15 protein-coding genes are annotated in these 16,033 nt (G+C 60.2%); 7 read left to right on the top strand and 8 right to left on the bottom strand.

Translation table 11 applies throughout. The features are described from left to right. Positions 1-61 precede the first annotated feature (61 nt). On the bottom strand, positions 62-844 hold the full coding sequence (locus JOE33_RS07720) for an OmpA family protein (protein WP_010434167.1): 783 nt from the start codon (positions 842-844) through the stop codon (positions 62-64). A gap of 59 nt (positions 845-903) precedes the next feature. Next, positions 904-1,317: a DUF4398 domain-containing protein gene (locus JOE33_RS07715; RefSeq protein WP_003409265.1), complete on the bottom strand. Its 414-nt coding sequence runs from the start codon at positions 1,315-1,317 to the stop codon at positions 904-906. Between the two features lie 380 nt (positions 1,318-1,697). Between JOE33_RS07715 and ppc the strand changes: the two genes are divergently transcribed. The 6 genes from ppc to JOE33_RS07685 all read left to right on the top strand — a co-directional run bounded on the left by ppc (position 1,698) and on the right by JOE33_RS07685 (position 8,276). After that, the gene (ppc, locus tag JOE33_RS07710) at positions 1,698-4,334 is read left to right on the top strand and encodes a phosphoenolpyruvate carboxylase (RefSeq protein WP_187625105.1); all 2,637 of its coding nucleotides are present in this window, start codon (positions 1,698-1,700) and stop codon (positions 4,332-4,334) included. A gap of 282 nt (positions 4,335-4,616) precedes the next feature. Continuing rightward, positions 4,617-5,264 (top strand): adenylate kinase, encoded by a 648-nt coding sequence (adk, locus tag JOE33_RS07705; RefSeq protein ID WP_010434184.1) that lies wholly within the window; start codon positions 4,617-4,619, stop codon positions 5,262-5,264. A gap of 91 nt (positions 5,265-5,355) precedes the next feature. Continuing rightward, complete coding sequence (gene tsaB, locus JOE33_RS07700) at positions 5,356-6,030, top strand: tRNA (adenosine(37)-N6)-threonylcarbamoyltransferase complex dimerization subunit type 1 TsaB (protein ID WP_096125088.1); 675 nt, start codon at positions 5,356-5,358, stop codon at positions 6,028-6,030. A 245-nt stretch (positions 6,031-6,275) separates the two neighbouring features. Then, complete coding sequence (locus JOE33_RS07695; RefSeq protein ID WP_003364898.1) at positions 6,276-6,587, top strand: hypothetical protein; 312 nt, start codon at positions 6,276-6,278, stop codon at positions 6,585-6,587. 2 nt (positions 6,588-6,589) lie between these two features. Then, complete coding sequence (locus JOE33_RS07690; protein ID WP_187625104.1) at positions 6,590-7,453, top strand: DUF72 domain-containing protein; 864 nt, start codon at positions 6,590-6,592, stop codon at positions 7,451-7,453. A gap of 133 nt (positions 7,454-7,586) precedes the next feature. Then, complete coding sequence (locus JOE33_RS07685; protein WP_122693614.1) at positions 7,587-8,276, top strand: extensin family protein; 690 nt, start codon at positions 7,587-7,589, stop codon at positions 8,274-8,276. A gap of 35 nt (positions 8,277-8,311) precedes the next feature. Here the strand turns inward: JOE33_RS07685 and JOE33_RS07680 are convergent, their stop codons facing one another. Further along, complete coding sequence (locus JOE33_RS07680) at positions 8,312-8,935, bottom strand: hypothetical protein (RefSeq protein ID WP_010434192.1); 624 nt, start codon at positions 8,933-8,935, stop codon at positions 8,312-8,314. A 96-nt stretch (positions 8,936-9,031) separates the two neighbouring features. Here JOE33_RS07680 and JOE33_RS07675 point away from each other — a divergent pair, with 96 nt between their 5' ends. Then, on the top strand, positions 9,032-9,841 hold the full coding sequence (locus JOE33_RS07675) for a class I SAM-dependent methyltransferase (RefSeq protein WP_032616002.1): 810 nt from the start codon (positions 9,032-9,034) through the stop codon (positions 9,839-9,841). 71 nt (positions 9,842-9,912) lie between these two features. Here JOE33_RS07675 and JOE33_RS07670 read toward each other — a convergent pair whose 3' ends face one another. The 5 genes from JOE33_RS07670 to dapE all read right to left on the bottom strand — a co-directional run bounded on the left by JOE33_RS07670 (position 9,913) and on the right by dapE (position 15,842). Further along, complete coding sequence (locus tag JOE33_RS07670) at positions 9,913-10,602, bottom strand: DUF4197 domain-containing protein (RefSeq protein WP_010434196.1); 690 nt, start codon at positions 10,600-10,602, stop codon at positions 9,913-9,915. Positions 10,603-10,804: 202 nt separating this feature from the next. Further along, entirely contained in the window at positions 10,805-13,306 is a 2,502-nt protein-coding gene (gene plsB / locus JOE33_RS07665; RefSeq protein ID WP_096243118.1) for a glycerol-3-phosphate 1-O-acyltransferase PlsB, read from the bottom strand. A 178-nt stretch (positions 13,307-13,484) separates the two neighbouring features. Then, positions 13,485-13,862, bottom strand: a complete 378-nt coding sequence (locus tag JOE33_RS07660) for a hypothetical protein (RefSeq protein ID WP_003415513.1) — start codon at positions 13,860-13,862, stop codon at positions 13,485-13,487. A 19-nt stretch (positions 13,863-13,881) separates the two neighbouring features. Further along, positions 13,882-14,691 carry a putative RNA methyltransferase gene (locus tag JOE33_RS07655; protein WP_032616008.1) on the bottom strand — a complete coding sequence of 270 codons (810 nt, stop codon included), beginning with the start codon at positions 14,689-14,691 and terminating at the stop codon, positions 13,882-13,884. Beyond that, positions 14,691-15,842 carry a succinyl-diaminopimelate desuccinylase gene (gene dapE, locus JOE33_RS07650; protein ID WP_096138774.1) on the bottom strand — a complete coding sequence of 384 codons (1,152 nt, stop codon included), beginning with the start codon at positions 15,840-15,842 and terminating at the stop codon, positions 14,691-14,693. Before dapE ends, JOE33_RS07655 begins: the two co-directional genes overlap by 1 nt. Between the last annotated feature and the right edge of the window lie 191 nt (positions 15,843-16,033).

The following is a 16,033-nucleotide window of genomic DNA, read 5'->3' as shown; positions in this document are numbered from 1 at the left end:
CGCCCATGAAAAAGCCCCGCCTGTATGCGCAGGCGGGGCTTCGGTGCAGCAGCTCAGTCGCTTATTTCATCGAAGAGCGTGGTGCAACAGGCTGGTTGTCGTTGGAGATGGTGACTTCCACACGACGGTTCATGGCGCGGCCCGAGTTGCTGGAGTTGTCAGCAACCGGATATTCCTTGCCATAGCCCATGGTCACAATGCGCGCTGGGTCTACACCCATGCGTACCAGTGCCATGCGCACAGAGTCGGCGCGGCGCTCGGACAGCGACTGGTTGTAGGAAGCCGAACCGGTGCTGTCGGTATAGCCTTCGACAATCACTTTACGGTCAGGGTTTTCCTGCAGGAAGCCAGCCAGCTTGCCAATGTCGCCCTGGGCGGTTGGCTTCAGTTCGGCCTTGTTGTAGTCGAACAGCACGTCGCCGAACGTCACCAGCGTACCGCGTTCGGTCTGCTTGGCGTTCAGGCTGTTTTTCAGTGCAGCGATCTGCGCGTCACGCGCTTCCAGACGAGCCTTGGCACGGTCGGCAGAAGCGTTTTGCAGGGCTGCTTCAGAGGTGCGCAGAGCGATGGTCTGCTTGGCCAGCTCGACACGCTGGCTGGTCAGATACGACAGTTGGTCGACTTTCTGTACGTCGTCATCGTTGCGGAAGGCCTGTTCTGCCTTGGCCAGCCATTCGCTGGCGTCCTTGGTTTCAAGGGCCGCGACTTTGGTGGCTTCCGGGTTGGTCTGCAGCGCGGTGAAGTTGCTGCGAGCCTGTTCCAGGTTAGGGTTTGGCTTGGTTGCACAGGCTGCCAGGGCAACGCTCATGGCCAGCAGAGCAGGGATCATCAATTGTTTGCGCATAATAGGGTCGTCCTTTAATCGGTTACGAATTCATGAAAACAGAAGGGTGTTCAGGGCAATCACTGCACCTGACGCAGACCTTCTTCACGGAGTTCGTTGACGCCTTGACGAGCGTCCTGCACAGCCTTGGCAGCTTTGGCGGCCTGAGATTTGCGTTCTGCTACACGAGCGTCCCACTCGGCCTGTTCAGCCAGTCGGCGTGCTTCATCGTATTTGTGGTCCTGCATAGCCAGGTCAGCTGCCTTGAGCTTGTCCTGCGCCGACTTCATTTCCACCGCTGCGAACTCGGTACCGCCAGCGCTCACTGCGCTGTTGACGGCCGATTGCGAAACCGCGTACTGCTCGGATGGCGGGTTACCGGCACAGCCGGCCAGGATAAAGGTGCTACCGAGTGCCAGCGCAGCCAGCTTGAGACCGCGCAGGCCTTTGAATTTGGTTTTGGCAGTTAGGGTGTTCATGTTGATCAACTCCAATGTCTGACTCCAACGTGGTTATCCATGACAGTCGTTGCATCAAGTCCGGGCATCAGGTCGTACATCCGCCTACTGCCTTTCGGGCTTTCCTGTAATGGTTAATCGTTCCGACCTGCGCGGTTTTTGAATAGTTCAGATAAATATCTACTGACCGGTCAGGAATCTTCAGAGACATCCGGATGAGTGCCAGTATGTTGATCGTCATATGAAGAGGCGTCGAACCTGGATCAATAACCCTGATGACGCTCAGGTTTTTGCTGAAGCATTTGTCCAATTGCAGGCTTTTGGTGCACTGTTGGCATAGCGGATTTGAATTCACGTACGCCCGTGCTGCCGAGCGGGTACGCAACTGAGCCCAGATAAAAAACGGGAGAGGAACGATGGCCGATATCGATGCGCGTCTGCGCGAAGACGTTCACCTGTTGGGTGAGCTGTTGGGGAATACGATTCGTGAGCAGCGAGGCGCTGAATTTCTCGACAAGATCGAGCGTATTCGCAAAGGCGCCAAAGCGGGCAGACGTGGTTCCGCAGAAGGGGCCGAGCAACTCAGTTCCAGCGTCGACGGTCTGGGTGATGATGAACTCCTGCCGGTTGCACGTGCGTTCAACCAGTTTCTCAACCTGGCCAATATTGCCGAGCAGTATCAGCTCATGCACCGCCGCGACGATAAACAGCCGCTGCCGTTCGAGTCGCGAGTGCTGCCCGAGCTGCTTGATCGTCTGAAAGCCGAAGGCCATTCACCTGACGCTCTGGCACGCCAGTTGAGCAAGTTGGAGATCGAGCTGGTGCTGACGGCGCACCCGACCGAGGTAGCACGTCGCACGCTGATTCAGAAATACGACGCCATCGCTGCGCAACTGGCCGCACTTGATCATCGCGATCTCAACAGTATCGAGCGCACACAGATTACTTCGCGCCTGCAGCGGCTGATTGCCGAGGCCTGGCATACCGAAGAGATCCGGCGCATCCGGCCCACCCCGGTCGATGAGGCCAAATGGGGTTTCGCGGTTATTGAACACTCGCTCTGGCACGCCATTCCCAACTATCTGCGCAAGGCAGACCATGCGCTGCATGCGGCCACCGGCCTGCATCTGCCCCTGGAAGCCGCGCCGATCCGCTTTGCCTCCTGGATGGGCGGCGACCGTGACGGCAACCCGAATGTCACGGCTGCGGTCACTCGCGAAGTACTGTTGCTGGCGCGCTGGATGGCGGCTGACCTGTATTTGCGTGACGTGGACAACCTCGCCGCAGAACTGTCGATGCAGCAGGCCAGCGACGCTCTGCGAGCCAGTGTGGGTGACAGTGCCGAGCCTTATAGGGCGGAACTCAAACGCCTGCGCGAGCGCTTGCGTGCGACGCGCAATTGGGCCAATGCCTCACTAAGCGAAACCCTGCCTGCGCCGGAAGCGGTGCTGCAAGACAACCGTGAACTGCTCGACCCGTTGATGCTGTGTTTCCAGTCGCTGCACGAATGTGGCATGGGTGTGATCGCCGATGGGCCGCTTCTGGATTGCCTGCGTCGGGCCGTCACATTCGGTCTGTTCCTGGTGCGTCTGGATGTTCGCCAGGATTCCAGCCGTCACTGCGCAGCGATGACCGAAATCACTGATTATCTGGGGCTGGGCCGCTACGAAGAGTGGGATGAGCAGACCCGCATCGACTTCCTGTTGCGTGAACTGAATAACCGCAGACCGCTGCTGCCGAGCTACTTCAAACCGGCAGCCGACACCGCAGAGGTGCTGGCAACCTGTCGCGAGGTGGCGGCCGCTCCGGCGGCGTCACTGGGGTCTTATGTGATCTCCATGGCCGGCTCGGCTTCGGACGTGCTGGCCGTGCAATTGCTGCTCAAGGAATCCGGACTGCAGCGGCCCATGCGTGTGGTGCCGTTGTTCGAGACCCTGGCCGACCTGGATAACGCCGGGCCGGTGATCGAGACGCTGCTGGGGCTGCCGGGCTATCGCTCGCGTCTGCACGGGCCGCAAGAGGTGATGATCGGCTATTCCGATTCGGCCAAGGATGCCGGCACGACGGCAGCGGCCTGGGCGCAGTATCGTGCCCAGGAACGGTTGGTGGACATCTGTCGCGAGCAGCAGGTCGAATTGCTGCTGTTCCACGGCCGCGGCGGTACAGTCGGTCGTGGCGGCGGTCCGGCGCATGCGGCAATTCTGTCGCAGCCCCCAGGTTCTGTGGCCGGGCGTTTCCGGACCACCGAACAAGGGGAAATGATTCGTTTCAAATTCGGTCTGCCGGACATCGCCGAGCAGAACCTCAATCTTTATCTGGCCGCGGTACTGGAAGCGACCCTGTTGCCGCCGCCACCTCCACAACCGGCGTGGCGGACGATGATGGACCAGATGGCCGGCGACGGGGTCAATGCCTACCGCGCGGTGGTGCGCGAGAACCCGGAATTCGTCGAGTATTTCCGGCAGGCGACGCCCGAGCAGGAACTTGGGCGTTTGCCACTCGGCAGTCGTCCGGCCAAGCGCCGCGAGGGCGGTGTAGAGAGTCTTCGTGCCATTCCGTGGATCTTCGCCTGGACGCAGACGCGTCTGATGCTGCCCGCCTGGCTGGGCTGGGAGGCGGCACTGAGCAAGGCGCTGGAGCGCGGCGAAGGCGAGGTGCTGGCGCAGATGCGTGAGCAGTGGCCGTTCTTCAGAACCCGCATCGACATGCTGGAAATGGTCCTTGCCAAAGCCGATGCGGACATCGCCCGACTCTACGACGAACGTCTGGTCAGTGCTGAACTGCAACATTTGGGCGCACATTTACGCGACCTATTGTCGCAGGCGTGCAATGTGGTTCTGGGCCTGACCGGGCAGACGCAACTGCTGGCTCACAGCCCTGAAACGCTGGAATTCATCAGTCTGCGCAACACCTACCTTGACCCGTTGCATTTGCTTCAGGCAGAGCTGCTGTCGCGCTCGCGTAATCGTGAAGCCAGTCTGGACAGTCCTCTGGAACTGGCGCTGCTGGTGTCTGTAGCGGGGATTGCTGCCGGTCTGCGCAACACGGGCTGACGGATCGGGCCAATGTCATCGTCGGGCCTTTTCGGTCCGATGATGGCCAGCGCCGGATTTGCCGGCTGGCCTGCCGCAAACGTTGATGCAGGTCATATCAGTCTGAAATCAAGGCTGGCAAGGCGGTACGCCTGCGGTTAGTGCGACTTTCGGCGGCTTGTGCGGCCTCGGTCTGCTGTGTATCTTGATCAGCCTTTCGGCCTATTGGCCTGATTCATTTTTTAGATTGGCCCCCGAGGCGAATCCGATGATTTCACTATAAAAAATTTGAGGAGCATGACGATGCGCGTGATTCTGCTGGGAGCTCCCGGGGCCGGTAAAGGTACTCAGGCAAAATTCATCACTGAAAAGTTCGGCATCCCGCAGGTTTCGACAGGCGACATGCTGCGCGCTGCAGTCAAGGCTGAAACCGAGCTGGGCCTGAAGGCCAAGAGCGTCATGGACTCGGGCGGTCTGGTTTCCGATGACCTGATCATCGGCCTGATCAAGGACCGCCTGGCCGAGCCGGACTGCGCGAACGGCGTGCTGTTCGATGGCTTCCCGCGCACCATTCCACAAGCCGAAGCCCTGCTGAAAGCCGGTCTGGAAATCGACCATGTGCTGGAAATCGCCGTCGATGACGAAGAAATCGTCAAGCGCATGTCCGGCCGCCGGGTTCACGAAGGTTCCGGGCGCATCTACCACACCATCTTCAATCCGCCGAAGGTCGAAGGTATCGATGATGTGACTGGCGAGCCGCTGCTGCAGCGCAAGGACGACGTCGAAGAGACCGTGCGTCATCGCCTGGCGGTGTACCACGCCCAGACCAAGCCGCTGGTCGAGTTCTACAGCCAGCTGCAAGCGAAGAACGGCAAGCCAAAATGCAGCCATATTCCGGGCGTCGGCTCGGTCGAGGACATCACTGCAAAAGTACTGAAAGCCTTGAGCTGAGGCTTGCAGGCTGAACAATAAATGGCCCGCTTGCGGGCCATTTGTCATTTATACTGCTGCACTTTTCACATTGACCACGACGGAAACACCGATGACCACCTTGCTGGCCCTGGACACCGCCACTGAAGCCTGCTCGGTCGCTTTGCTGCATGACGGCAAAGTGCTGAGCCACTACGAGGTGATCCCACGCCTGCACGCCCAGCGGCTGCTGCCCATGATCAAAAGCCTGATGGCCGAGGCGGGCATTGCCATGTCCGCGTTGGACGCCATCGCTTTCGGACGCGGTCCCGGTGCATTCACCGGCGTGCGCATTGCCATCGGCGTCGTGCAAGGCCTGGCATTTGCCCTGGAGCGTCCGGTGCTGCCCGTATCGAATCTTGCCGTGCTGGCGCAGCGCGCCTACCGCGAGCATGGCGTGTCGCAGGTGGCATCGGCCATCGATGCACGTATGGACGAGGTGTACTGGGGCTGCTATCACGAGAGCGCCGGAGAGATGCGTCTATTGGGCGACGAAGCTGTAATGGCTCCCGAATTGGCCGCGCTGCCTGCGCACGCCAGCGGTGAATGGTTTGGTGCCGGCACAGGCTGGGGCTATGCAGAGCGTATTCCGGTCATCCCGGCAGGCCATGATGCAGGCCTGCTGCCCCACGCGCAGGATCTGTTGACGCTGGCGACCTTTGCCTGGCACCGCGGCGAAGCGCTGCCCGCAGATGACGCTCAGCCGGTTTACCTGCGTGACAAGGTGGCAACGCCGAAGGCGCGTTGACTGAAGGGGGCCGGTATTGCACAGTGCCCGCCGCGTTTCATGAAAATGCCTTTCAATACTCGCCAATCTGTCAGCCAGTGCTGAAAAAATATCAATTTGCCATCTACCGTTTATCGTCTGAATGGTCTTTAATCTCATTTGGCGATAACAAGTTGCAAGATATGTGGTCTAGTTATCGTTAAGCAATTTGCGAACTACAAGGCAGTAACGCTAAATTGCCACTATCGACGCCGAGTACATAATCGATGCGCATAGACGGAACCTCATCACGCTCATACCCCATCAAGCGAAAGCCGCAGAAAACGCCTTCGACAGTCGAAGGTTCTTTTGAGGAAGTCGTAGTTGATGCCGAGTTGCCGCCGCCCCCAGCGCGCGCTCGCCGTGAAACGGGTGATTCACCGATTGGCAGCACTGCCAACGTACCTGCTCGTCCGCAAGACATCATTTTCCCGCGCTCCATGAGCTCTCGTGTCGCCCACGCGTTGGCCAGTTATATGGCCACTGCCAGTTTTGTCGATTGGGACCTTGAAGTATCGGGGCTCGATCTGCACGTCTGATTGTGTCTCGCCTGCCTTACTACGTCGGTTGTCCGTCATGGAGTGAAAACGCCTGGCGCGAGTCGCTGTACCCCGAAGATGCCCGCCCCAATGATTTCCTGAGTCTCTACTCTCAGGTATTCAATGCTGTTGAAGGCAACACCACGTTCTATGCCCGTCCCGCCGCCACCACGGTGCAGCGCTGGGCAGAAACAATGCCGGACGATTTCCGCTTCACCGCCAAATTCCATAAAGACATCAGCCACAACGGCGACCTTCGTGAGCAGGTAGGCGCCGCTGAGGAATTCATCCGCCTGCTCGCGCCGCTGGGCGGACGGATCGCGCCGTTCTGGCTGCAGTTGCCGGCCAGCTTCACAGCGCAGCGTCTGGCCGAGCTGGCCGGCTTTCTTGACGAGCTCAACGTGCCGCTCGCCGTAGAGGTGCGCAACATGGCGTTTTTCATGAAAGGTGACGAAGAGCGCATGCTCAATCGTCTGTTGCTGGACCGAGGCGTCGAGCGCATCTGTCTCGATTCCCGGGCATTGTTCAGCTGCGTCTCGAGTGATCCAGCAGTCCTGCACGCTCAATCGAAAAAGCCCAAAGTGCCGCCTCGTCCGGCTGCGCTGACGCTGTTTCCCCAGGTTCGTTTCATCGGCGGTCCGGACCTGGAGGCCAACGATCAGTTTCTGGTGCAATGGGTGGAAAAGGTCGCTGTGTGGATTGAAGAGGGGCGCACGCCTTATGTCTTTCTGCACACGCCGGACAACATCAAGGCGGCCGAGCAGGCCATGCGTTTTCATCAGCAACTGATGACTCGATTGCCTGGCTTGCCGGCATTGTTCGAACTGGATCGCGGGCCTAAGGTGGAACAGTTGGGCTTGCTCTGAGGTCTTCCAGGTGTGGGCTGATAGAGTCCGACCTTGTGGAGAGCCCGCTTATGGATTCGCAACTGCGCTGTTTTGCCCCTGTTTACAAACGCTTCGTCCGATTCGCGCCTGTTGTCCGGCGCGAGGGTTGAGCATGCGTGTGCTGCTGGTATTCTTGGCGCTCTGCGCAATGGGAGCGTTCGCAGTCTGGCGTGGCTGGGTCGATGTACCCGAGCGCTGGAATCCCTGGGCGCCACTGGATGTGCGGGCCGAGCCCAACTTTCTGACGCCCTACAAACTGTCGCGACTGCAGAACGATGCTGCGCTGTGCGATCAGGTGCTGAGTTCGTCAGGGTTGCGTTTCAGTCGCCAGGCCGACAGTGACCCTTCTGCCCGTTGCCCTCTGGAAAATACCCTGCGCATCCAGGGTGGCGAAGTGGCGCTGAGCAGCAGCTTTCTGGCCAGCTGTCCGTTGGCGGTCGCCTATGCGCTATTTGATATTCACACGTTGCAACCTGCTGCCCAGGCAGTTTTCGGCCAGCGGGTAGCGCGGATCGATCACTTGGGCAGCTTCGCCTGCCGCAATATCTACAACCGCGCCAACGCTCGGCTCAGCCAGCACGCGACGGCCAATGCGCTGGACATGGCAGGTTTTCGCCTGGCAGACGGTCAGCGCATCGGTGTTCTCAAGGATTGGGACGACAAAGGCGACAAGGGGCGTTTTCTGAGGCTGTTACGTGACGGCGCGTGCAAAAACTTCAGCACGGTGCTCGGGCCTGAGTACAACGCGGCGCATCGCGATCACTTTCACGTCGACATGGGGCGTTGGTCGGTGTGCAGGTAGAGAGTCTGTAAGCTGCAGGCAGGAGCGTTCGGGGCTTATGCCGCCATCCGCAGGTTCTGCAGTATCAGTGGGCGTGCCCAGCTGTTCTCGTAGTCGAACTGGCGTTGTTGAGCGGCGATGGTCTGCTCATCCAGGGGCAGGGCAGGCTTGTCGGCCAGTTCCCATTCGAACTCGGCAATCGGTAGATGAAGCGGGCGTGGTTGCGGGCCAGGGCCTGGTTTGACGCTATCGTCATAAGGGTTCAGAACGGTAGGGCGCACCCAGTGGCTCTCGAATTCCAGGTTGCGTTGCTGTTCGATCATTTCAGCCATGCTGAACGGTTCTGCAGGTGGAGGCAGCAGATCCAGGTCAAACTCGGCAATCGGCAGGAACAGCGGCTCCGGAGGCTTGACCTCGGTGTCGGTGACCGGGCAGGCACGTTGCTCGACGATCTTGCTCAGGGTTTTTGCGCCAGCGACCGGTTCGCCTGTTTCTACATCCACCTCGACAGCCGTCGGGTGCACGGCTACTGGAGCGCTGTCACTGACCTGATCCGCCATCGCCCGGGCAAATGCATCCGACCACAGCTGTGTCACACCACCGAGTGTGCGGCTGTTGCTTACGCTAAAGTCGCCTGAGTGCGACAAATAGCCGATGGATGATTGAACAATCTCTGACATAGCGATCAGTACTGGCCTTGGGTCTGGCAAAATGCCGGATACTTGGTTATCGGCAGACTTTGCCGATCATTAACAATTTTTGAGTGTGTAAACGCAATGATTGAGCAGCAAGCAGGCAGTCGTATCCGGGTTGAAGCCCTGGCCGCTGGCGGACAGGAGCTGGCGGCGCAGTGGGCGCAGCGCCTGGGCCTGCCGTTGAGCGACGCGCAAGCTGATTTTGCACTGCAATTGACTGACGACGGGCTGCAATTGCAGCAGTTGGGTGATGATGCACCGGGCGCAGTACGTGTCGATTTTGTCGAGGGTGCAGTGGCTCATCGGCGGCTGTTCGGTGGCGGGACCGGGCAGATGATTGCCAAGGCGGTCGGTATTCAGCCAGGTATTCGCCCCAGCGTGCTGGATGCAACGGCAGGTCTTGGCAAGGATGCGTTCGTGCTGGCAAGTCTGGGCTGCGACATGAGCCTGATCGAGCGTCAGCCGATCATCGCTGCATTGCTGGAAGACGGTCTGGCCCGCGGGCGCGGTGATCGTGATGTCGGTTCTATCATCGCCCGGATGCAGCTGTTGACCGGCAACTCGATCGACATCATCCGCGCCTGGGCAGGGGAGCCGCCCCAGGTCATCTACCTGGACCCGATGTTTCCGCACCGGGAAAAGACCGCACTGGTGAAAAAGGAAATGCGTCTGTTCCGGCCACTGGTCGGCGATGACATGGACGCGCCTGCGTTACTGGAAGCAGCACTGGCGCTTGCCACCCATCGCGTGGTGGTCAAACGCCCGCGCAAGGCACCCTGCATTGACGGCCTCAAGCCGGGTTATGCACTGGACGGCAAATCCAGCCGCTACGACATCTATCCGAAGAAGGCCTTGAAGCCCAAGGCAGCCACAGACGAGAGTGGTGTATAGCGCCTATCGTCGACCGCCCGGGGCAGAGTCAAACGCAGATGCGCCTGTGAATACAGGCGCAAACCCTGCACTCAAAGCGCGCCAAACACCTTCTTCGCCAGCCCCGTAGCGGCGGCGGCAGGGTTGGCGCGGATGGTTTCTTCCTGTTTGGCGATCATTTCGAACAGCCCGTTCAGCGCTTGTTCGGTCACGTAGCTTTCAAGGTTGGCATTTTTGCTGTCCAGTGCGCCAAGCGCTGCGGCTTTGCCGGCAAAGGCATTGTACTTCTGGGCCAGACCCACCTGATCAGTGGACTTCTTGACGATAGGCAGGAACCTGGCGCGGATCTGCTCGCGGCTGGTGCTGCTCAGGTACTGGGTCGCCGAGTCCTTGCCGCCACCGAGAATGGCCTTGGCATCAGTTACGCTCATCTTTTTCACTGCATCGACAAGCAGTGCCTGAGCTTGAGGGACTGCGGCTTCTGCGGCCTGGTTCATGCTGGTTTCCAGCTGATCGACCTGAGTGCCCATGCCCAGCATTTTCATTTTTTTCGCGATCTGGCCGAGTTTGCCCGGCAGCTCGATGCGCACCTCTTCATTTTTGCTGAAACCGCCGGGAACGCCGAGCTGTTTGACGGCGACCTGCGCGCCCTGAGTCAGGGCATCCTTGAGCCCACCGGTCGCGTCCGACTGCGAGAGGTCGCTCAGCGACAGCGCGAAGACGTTGGTCGACAACAGAAGGCCAGCGCACAGGCCGGCCAGGGTGAAGGAAAAACGAGGCATGAGAGCGTCCTTGTTGAAGTGGGTTCTGACCTGAACCCGGGTCGATAGTGGTGCGGTGCGTGATCAAGCGTATCAGGAAGTCGCGACAGGCACTTGCCCCCTTATTTGATAAATCCCGGTCATCGGCACATACCGAACCCTGGCAGAGGCCAGAGAGCAGAGAACAGCTGTCTAAAAATCCCTGTCAGGTTACGGAAAAGCCCTACGTTTTCTCTTGATCGCTTCCCACATCCTGCTCCTCTTCATTGCTGTGCAAGGCCACTTGCCGGATCGAAAGGCGGATTTCGGCAGGCAATACACGCTTGGCTGCCCCTTCTGCCAGCTCGCCCAGCATCGGGTGATAGCTCAGCTTGCCCGCACTGTCCTTGCGCAGAACCTCCAGGTCCAGCAGGGTCTGGATGAAGTGCCGGAACAGGCTCTTGTCGAAGAACTCCGGGGCATTGAGGCCGTGCAGGATCGACAGGCGCTGGGCCATGACCGTGCACAGGTCCTCAAGCTGCTCTGGGCTCAGCGTGTTCTGCCCGCTGTTGAGCAACAAGGCGATGGCCATGTAGAAACGCTGCAGGGTCTGGGCGATGGCGCGCGACAACAGCGTCAGCAATACGAACTCGCGGGAGCTGGGCTCCGGGCGCACGTAGGCGTCCTTTTTGAAGCGCAACAGACCTTGTTCCACGAACGCCGCCAGCCATTGATCGACCACCTCATCCAGCTCGTTCAGCGGCCAGCGAATGAACAGTTCCGATTGCAGGAACGGGTACAGCGCACGTGTGTAGCGCAGGATCTGTTCGCGGGTCATGCGCGACGAGCTCTGGAAAAAGCTCGCCAGCAGTGAGGGCAGGGCGAAGATGTGCAGGACGTTGTTGCGGTAGTACGTCATCAACACCGCATTCTGTTCGTTCAGGTACAGAATTTTGCCCAGCGCATCTTTTTGCTCGGCGAGCAGGTCCATGCCTTTGACATGTTCGATCAGCGAGCGGCCATCACCTTCCGGCAGTGTCGTGTGCGGGGAGTACGGAACGGCGCGTAGCAGGGTCAGATACAGATCGAGAACCCGCTCCATGGCCTGATCGTCGAGCGCCAGTCTTTGCGTCGACAGCAACGCCACGGCAACCAGGTTCATCGGGTTGACGGCAGCGGCTTCGTTCAGATGCTGGGCGACACGCTCACCCAGGCGGTGGGTGGTCTCGCTCAGCCATTCGGGGCGAAATTGCGGGGCCAGTTGCTGTTCGCGCCAGTCCGGTTGTTCGCCATCGAGAAACTCGGCCAGCTTGATGGGCGCACCGAAGTTCACCGAGACCTGGCCGAAGCGCTGCTTCAGCGCGCCGATGACTTTGAAGATATCGAAAATCGACTCTTTCTTCTTGGTTGCCCCGCGCAACTCGCCCAGATACGTGCGGCCTTCCAGAACACGCTCGTAGCCGATGTACACCGGGACGAAGACAATGGGCATCCGCGAGTTGCGCAGGAAGCTGCGCAGGGTGATGGCGAGCATGCCGGTTTTCGGTTGCAGCATGCGCCCGGTGCGCGAGCGACCGCCTTCGACAAAGTATTCGACCGGAAAGCCCTTGATGAACAGCGTGTGCAGGTACTCGGTGAACACCGCCGTATACAGCGGGTTACCCTTGAATGTGCGGCGCATGAAAAATGCCCCGCCACGTCGCAGCAGGCTGCCGACCACAGGCATATTCAGGTTGATGCCGGCGGCGATGTGCGGCGGCGTCAGGCCGTTGCGAAACAGCAGGTAAGACAGCAGCAGGTAATCGATATGGCTGCGGTGGCAAGGCACATAAATGACTTCGTGTCCCGGCGCGACTTCCTGAACGCCTTCGATGTGGCTGACCTTGATGCCGTCGTAGATCTTGTTCCAGAACCAGCTGAGGACCACTTCCATGAAGCGGATCACCGAATAGGTGTAGTCCGAGGCGATCTCGTTGCCGTAGCTCAGCGCCCGTTCCCGGGCCTTTTCCTGGGTGATGTGTTCACGCTCGGCCTCTTCGATGATCGCCTGCTTGACCAGCGGCTCGTCCAGCAGACCTTTGACCACCGTGCGCCGGTGCGACACGTCCGGGCCGATCACGGCGCTTTTCAGGTTGCGGAAGTGAACGCGCAGCAGACGCTGGGTCATGCGCAGCGTCAGCTCGTAACCCTTGTTTTCACCTACCAGTTCGCGCATGTGGATGGGCGCGGAAAACTGCACGCGGGTCTTGCGGCCCAGAATAAGGATGCTAACCAGGCGGCGCAACCGACCGGTCACCGCCCAGCTGTCGGCAAACAGCAGCTTCCAGGCACTGGACTCGCGGTCCGGTGACTGGCCCCAGAACACGCTGACCGGGATGATCTGAGCGTCTTCGTTGGGGTTCTGGCTGACGGCGGCGACCACACGCTCCAGCGTCGGTGGCGCACCACGCTTGTCCTGGCGACCGAGCCAGTCGGGGGCGGGTGTCAGGTAAAAGAATGCGGCGGGTTCGATCAGGTTGCCGACCGCCACCGACAGGACCGGACGAGGCAGACCGGCCTTGCGGCATTCTGTGTCGATCACTGCCAGATCGCTGATTGATGGCGATTGCAGTGCATAGAACACCGGGCGACTGCGGTCCAGATTCAGCGTAAAAGACGATTGATTGATGGTTTCCGAGCGAACCCAGAGATACAACAACCGGCGCAGGGTGCCGAACACAAGACGACGGAATGGAGAGCGGGTCATACGGATTCTGCTGAGTGAGGGGCGGGCGGCTGCCCTGGATGGGCGCCAGTGTGACGTATCCCGAAGCGATCGGCAAAAGCACCGGTGTGTCGGCTGAGCGGATCAAGTCCGAATGACCGCTTGCCGAACCGGGCTCACCTCACGACGGCATGCATCAGGAACGTCGCAGCGAAAAATCCTACGAGGTTCGCCAGGTAATCTCTTCCTCGCCGTCGGCGCTCACGCGTATCCAGCGGTCGGCCGTCTCGTCGCTTTCTTCTTCAACCCAGGTGCCCGGAGCGCAACGTACTTCGACGTTCAAGGCTTTGAATGCGGCGCGGGCACAGGCGATGTCGTCTTCCCACGGGGTCTGATCGCTGTCCAGATGCAGGCTGTTCCACTTGCCGACCGCTCTGGGCAGCCAGGTCACGGCTACAGTGCCCGCTGTGCATTTCCAGGTCTGGCCTTTCTGCTTCCATTCGCTGCAGGAGCCCAGCGCGTCGCCGAGCCACTGGGCGATTGCCTTGTGATCGACGTCTTCGTCTTTCAGGTAAATCTCGATATCGGGTTGGCGCATGGGGGCCTCTGTTGAATGCTTATTGCAGCACGAAATAATCGTAGCGCATGGAAACGGTGACCTTGAAAGGTCCTGGTTGCTCGATGACGGCCGTACGGCGTTCGGCGCTGGCGCGCCAACCGTGAGGTGTCATGGCCAGCAGATCGGCGCGGGACTGGCCGTCGATCAGCTTCAGCGTGTAGCGCAGGGTTTCGCTGTGTTGCAACTGCATACCTTGCGGCACCAGCGACAGGTGCTTGTCGTCGGCGTAATCGCGTACTTCATCATAGAGCCGCTGACGCAGCTCCATCAGGTGCTCGCTGGTCGGGCCGACCCGCATCAGTCCACCGCCCGGGGTCAGCAAACGCTTGGCTTCCTGCCAGTCCAGCGGGCTGAACACGCTGGCCAGAAACTGGCAACTGGCATCCGGAAGTGGCACACGGGCCATGCTGGCGACCATCCAGGTCAGCCTCGGGTCACGACGGCAGGCACGCTTGACCGCTTCACGTGAGATGTCCAGCGCGTAGCCATCGGCATGGGGCAGGGCTTCGGCAATCTGCGCGGTGTAATAGCCTTCGCCGCAGCCGATGTCCAGCCAGTGCGCGGGGGATCGCTCGGCGGCCAGTTCAGCCAGACGGCGGGCTACCGGAGCGTAATGCCCGGCATTGAGAAAGTCGCGTCGCGCCTCGACCATGGCCTGATTGTCGCCGGGGTCGCGGCTGTTCTTGTGCTGCACCGGCAACAGGTTCAGGTAGCCCTGACGGGCTCGGTCGAAACGGTGATTGGCCGGGCACACCACGCCGTTGTCGGCAGTGCTGAGCGGTGCTGAGCAGATCGGGCAGGTCAGCATCAGGCGAGCAACTTGACCAGGGTCTGGTAGTAGATCTCGGTCAGCACATCGAGGTCGCTGGCCAGAATACGTTCGTTGACCTGATGGATCGTCGCGTTGACCGGCCCCAGTTCGACCACTTGAGTGCCGAGGGTAGCGATGAAGCGACCATCGGAGGTTCCGCCGCTGGTCGAGGCTTGGGTGTCACGGCCCGTGACGCTTTTGATGCTGGAAGACACGGCGTCCAGCAACGCGCCCGGCTCGGTCAGGAACGGCAGGCCCGACAAGGCCCAGTCCACATGCCAGTCCAGTTCATGCCTGTCGAGGATGTCGGCAACGCGCTGCTGCAGGCCTTCGACGGTCGACTCGGTGGAAAAACGGAAGTTGAAGACCGCCACCAGATCGCCGGGGATGACATTGGTGGCTCCGGTGCCAGCGTTCAGATTGGAGATCTGGAAGCTGGTCGGCGGGAAGAAATCGTTGCCATGGTCCCAGTGCTCGGCGGCCAGTTCGGCCAGGGCCGGCGCGGCCAGGTGGATCGGATTCTTCGCCAGGTGCGGGTAAGCCACATGGCCCTGCTTGCCACGCACCGTCAGCGTCGCACCCAGCGAACCGCGCCGACCGTTCTTGACCACATCGCCGACCAGCGTGGTGCTCGAAGGCTCGCCGACGATGCACCAGTCCAGACGTTCGTTACGCGCGGCGAGGCGTTCGACCACGGCTTTGGTGCCGTGATGCGCCGGACCTTCTTCGTCGCTGGTAATCAGGAACGCCACCGAGCCCTTGTGATCAGGGTGATCGGCGACAAAGCGTTCGGCGGCTACCAGCATGGCTGCCAGACTGCCTTTCATGTCTGCCGCGCCGCGTCCGCAGAGCATGCCGTGCTCGTCGATCAACGCATCGAACGGATCGTTCTGCCAATTCTGCAGCGGACCTGTCGGAACCACGTCGGTGTGACCGGCGAAACACAGTACCGGGCCGTCGGTAGTGCCGTGTGTGGCCCAAAAGTTGTCGACGTCTTCGATACGCATTGGCTCGAGCTTGAAGCCGGCATCGCCCAGGCGCTGCATCATCACGGTCTGGCAATCGGCATCGACCGGCGTCACTGACGGACGGCGGATCAGATCGCAGGCGAGTTGGAGGGTGGGCGAGAGGTCGGCTGGGGCCGTCATGTACAGAACTCCGGTAGCAAGACTTTGGGCGCGAAAAGGCGGATATCTTAAAGCAAAACGACGACTTGAGGCCGTCGTTTATCGTGCCCTGCGGATATGTCAGGCAATGGATGGAGAGGGGCGTGTTGCATTCGCGTTTGTGAACCTTGGTCGCACCCCTGGGCTTTCGATGCCTGGCGTCTTTTCTTCGG

This window comes from Pseudomonas sp. PvP027, from assembly GCF_017833005.1.
Lineage (GTDB): Bacteria > Pseudomonadota > Gammaproteobacteria > Pseudomonadales > Pseudomonadaceae > Aquipseudomonas > Aquipseudomonas congelans.
The sequence above is the reverse complement of the archived record's forward strand: the minus strand, read 5'-3'. Positions and strand labels throughout refer to the sequence as shown.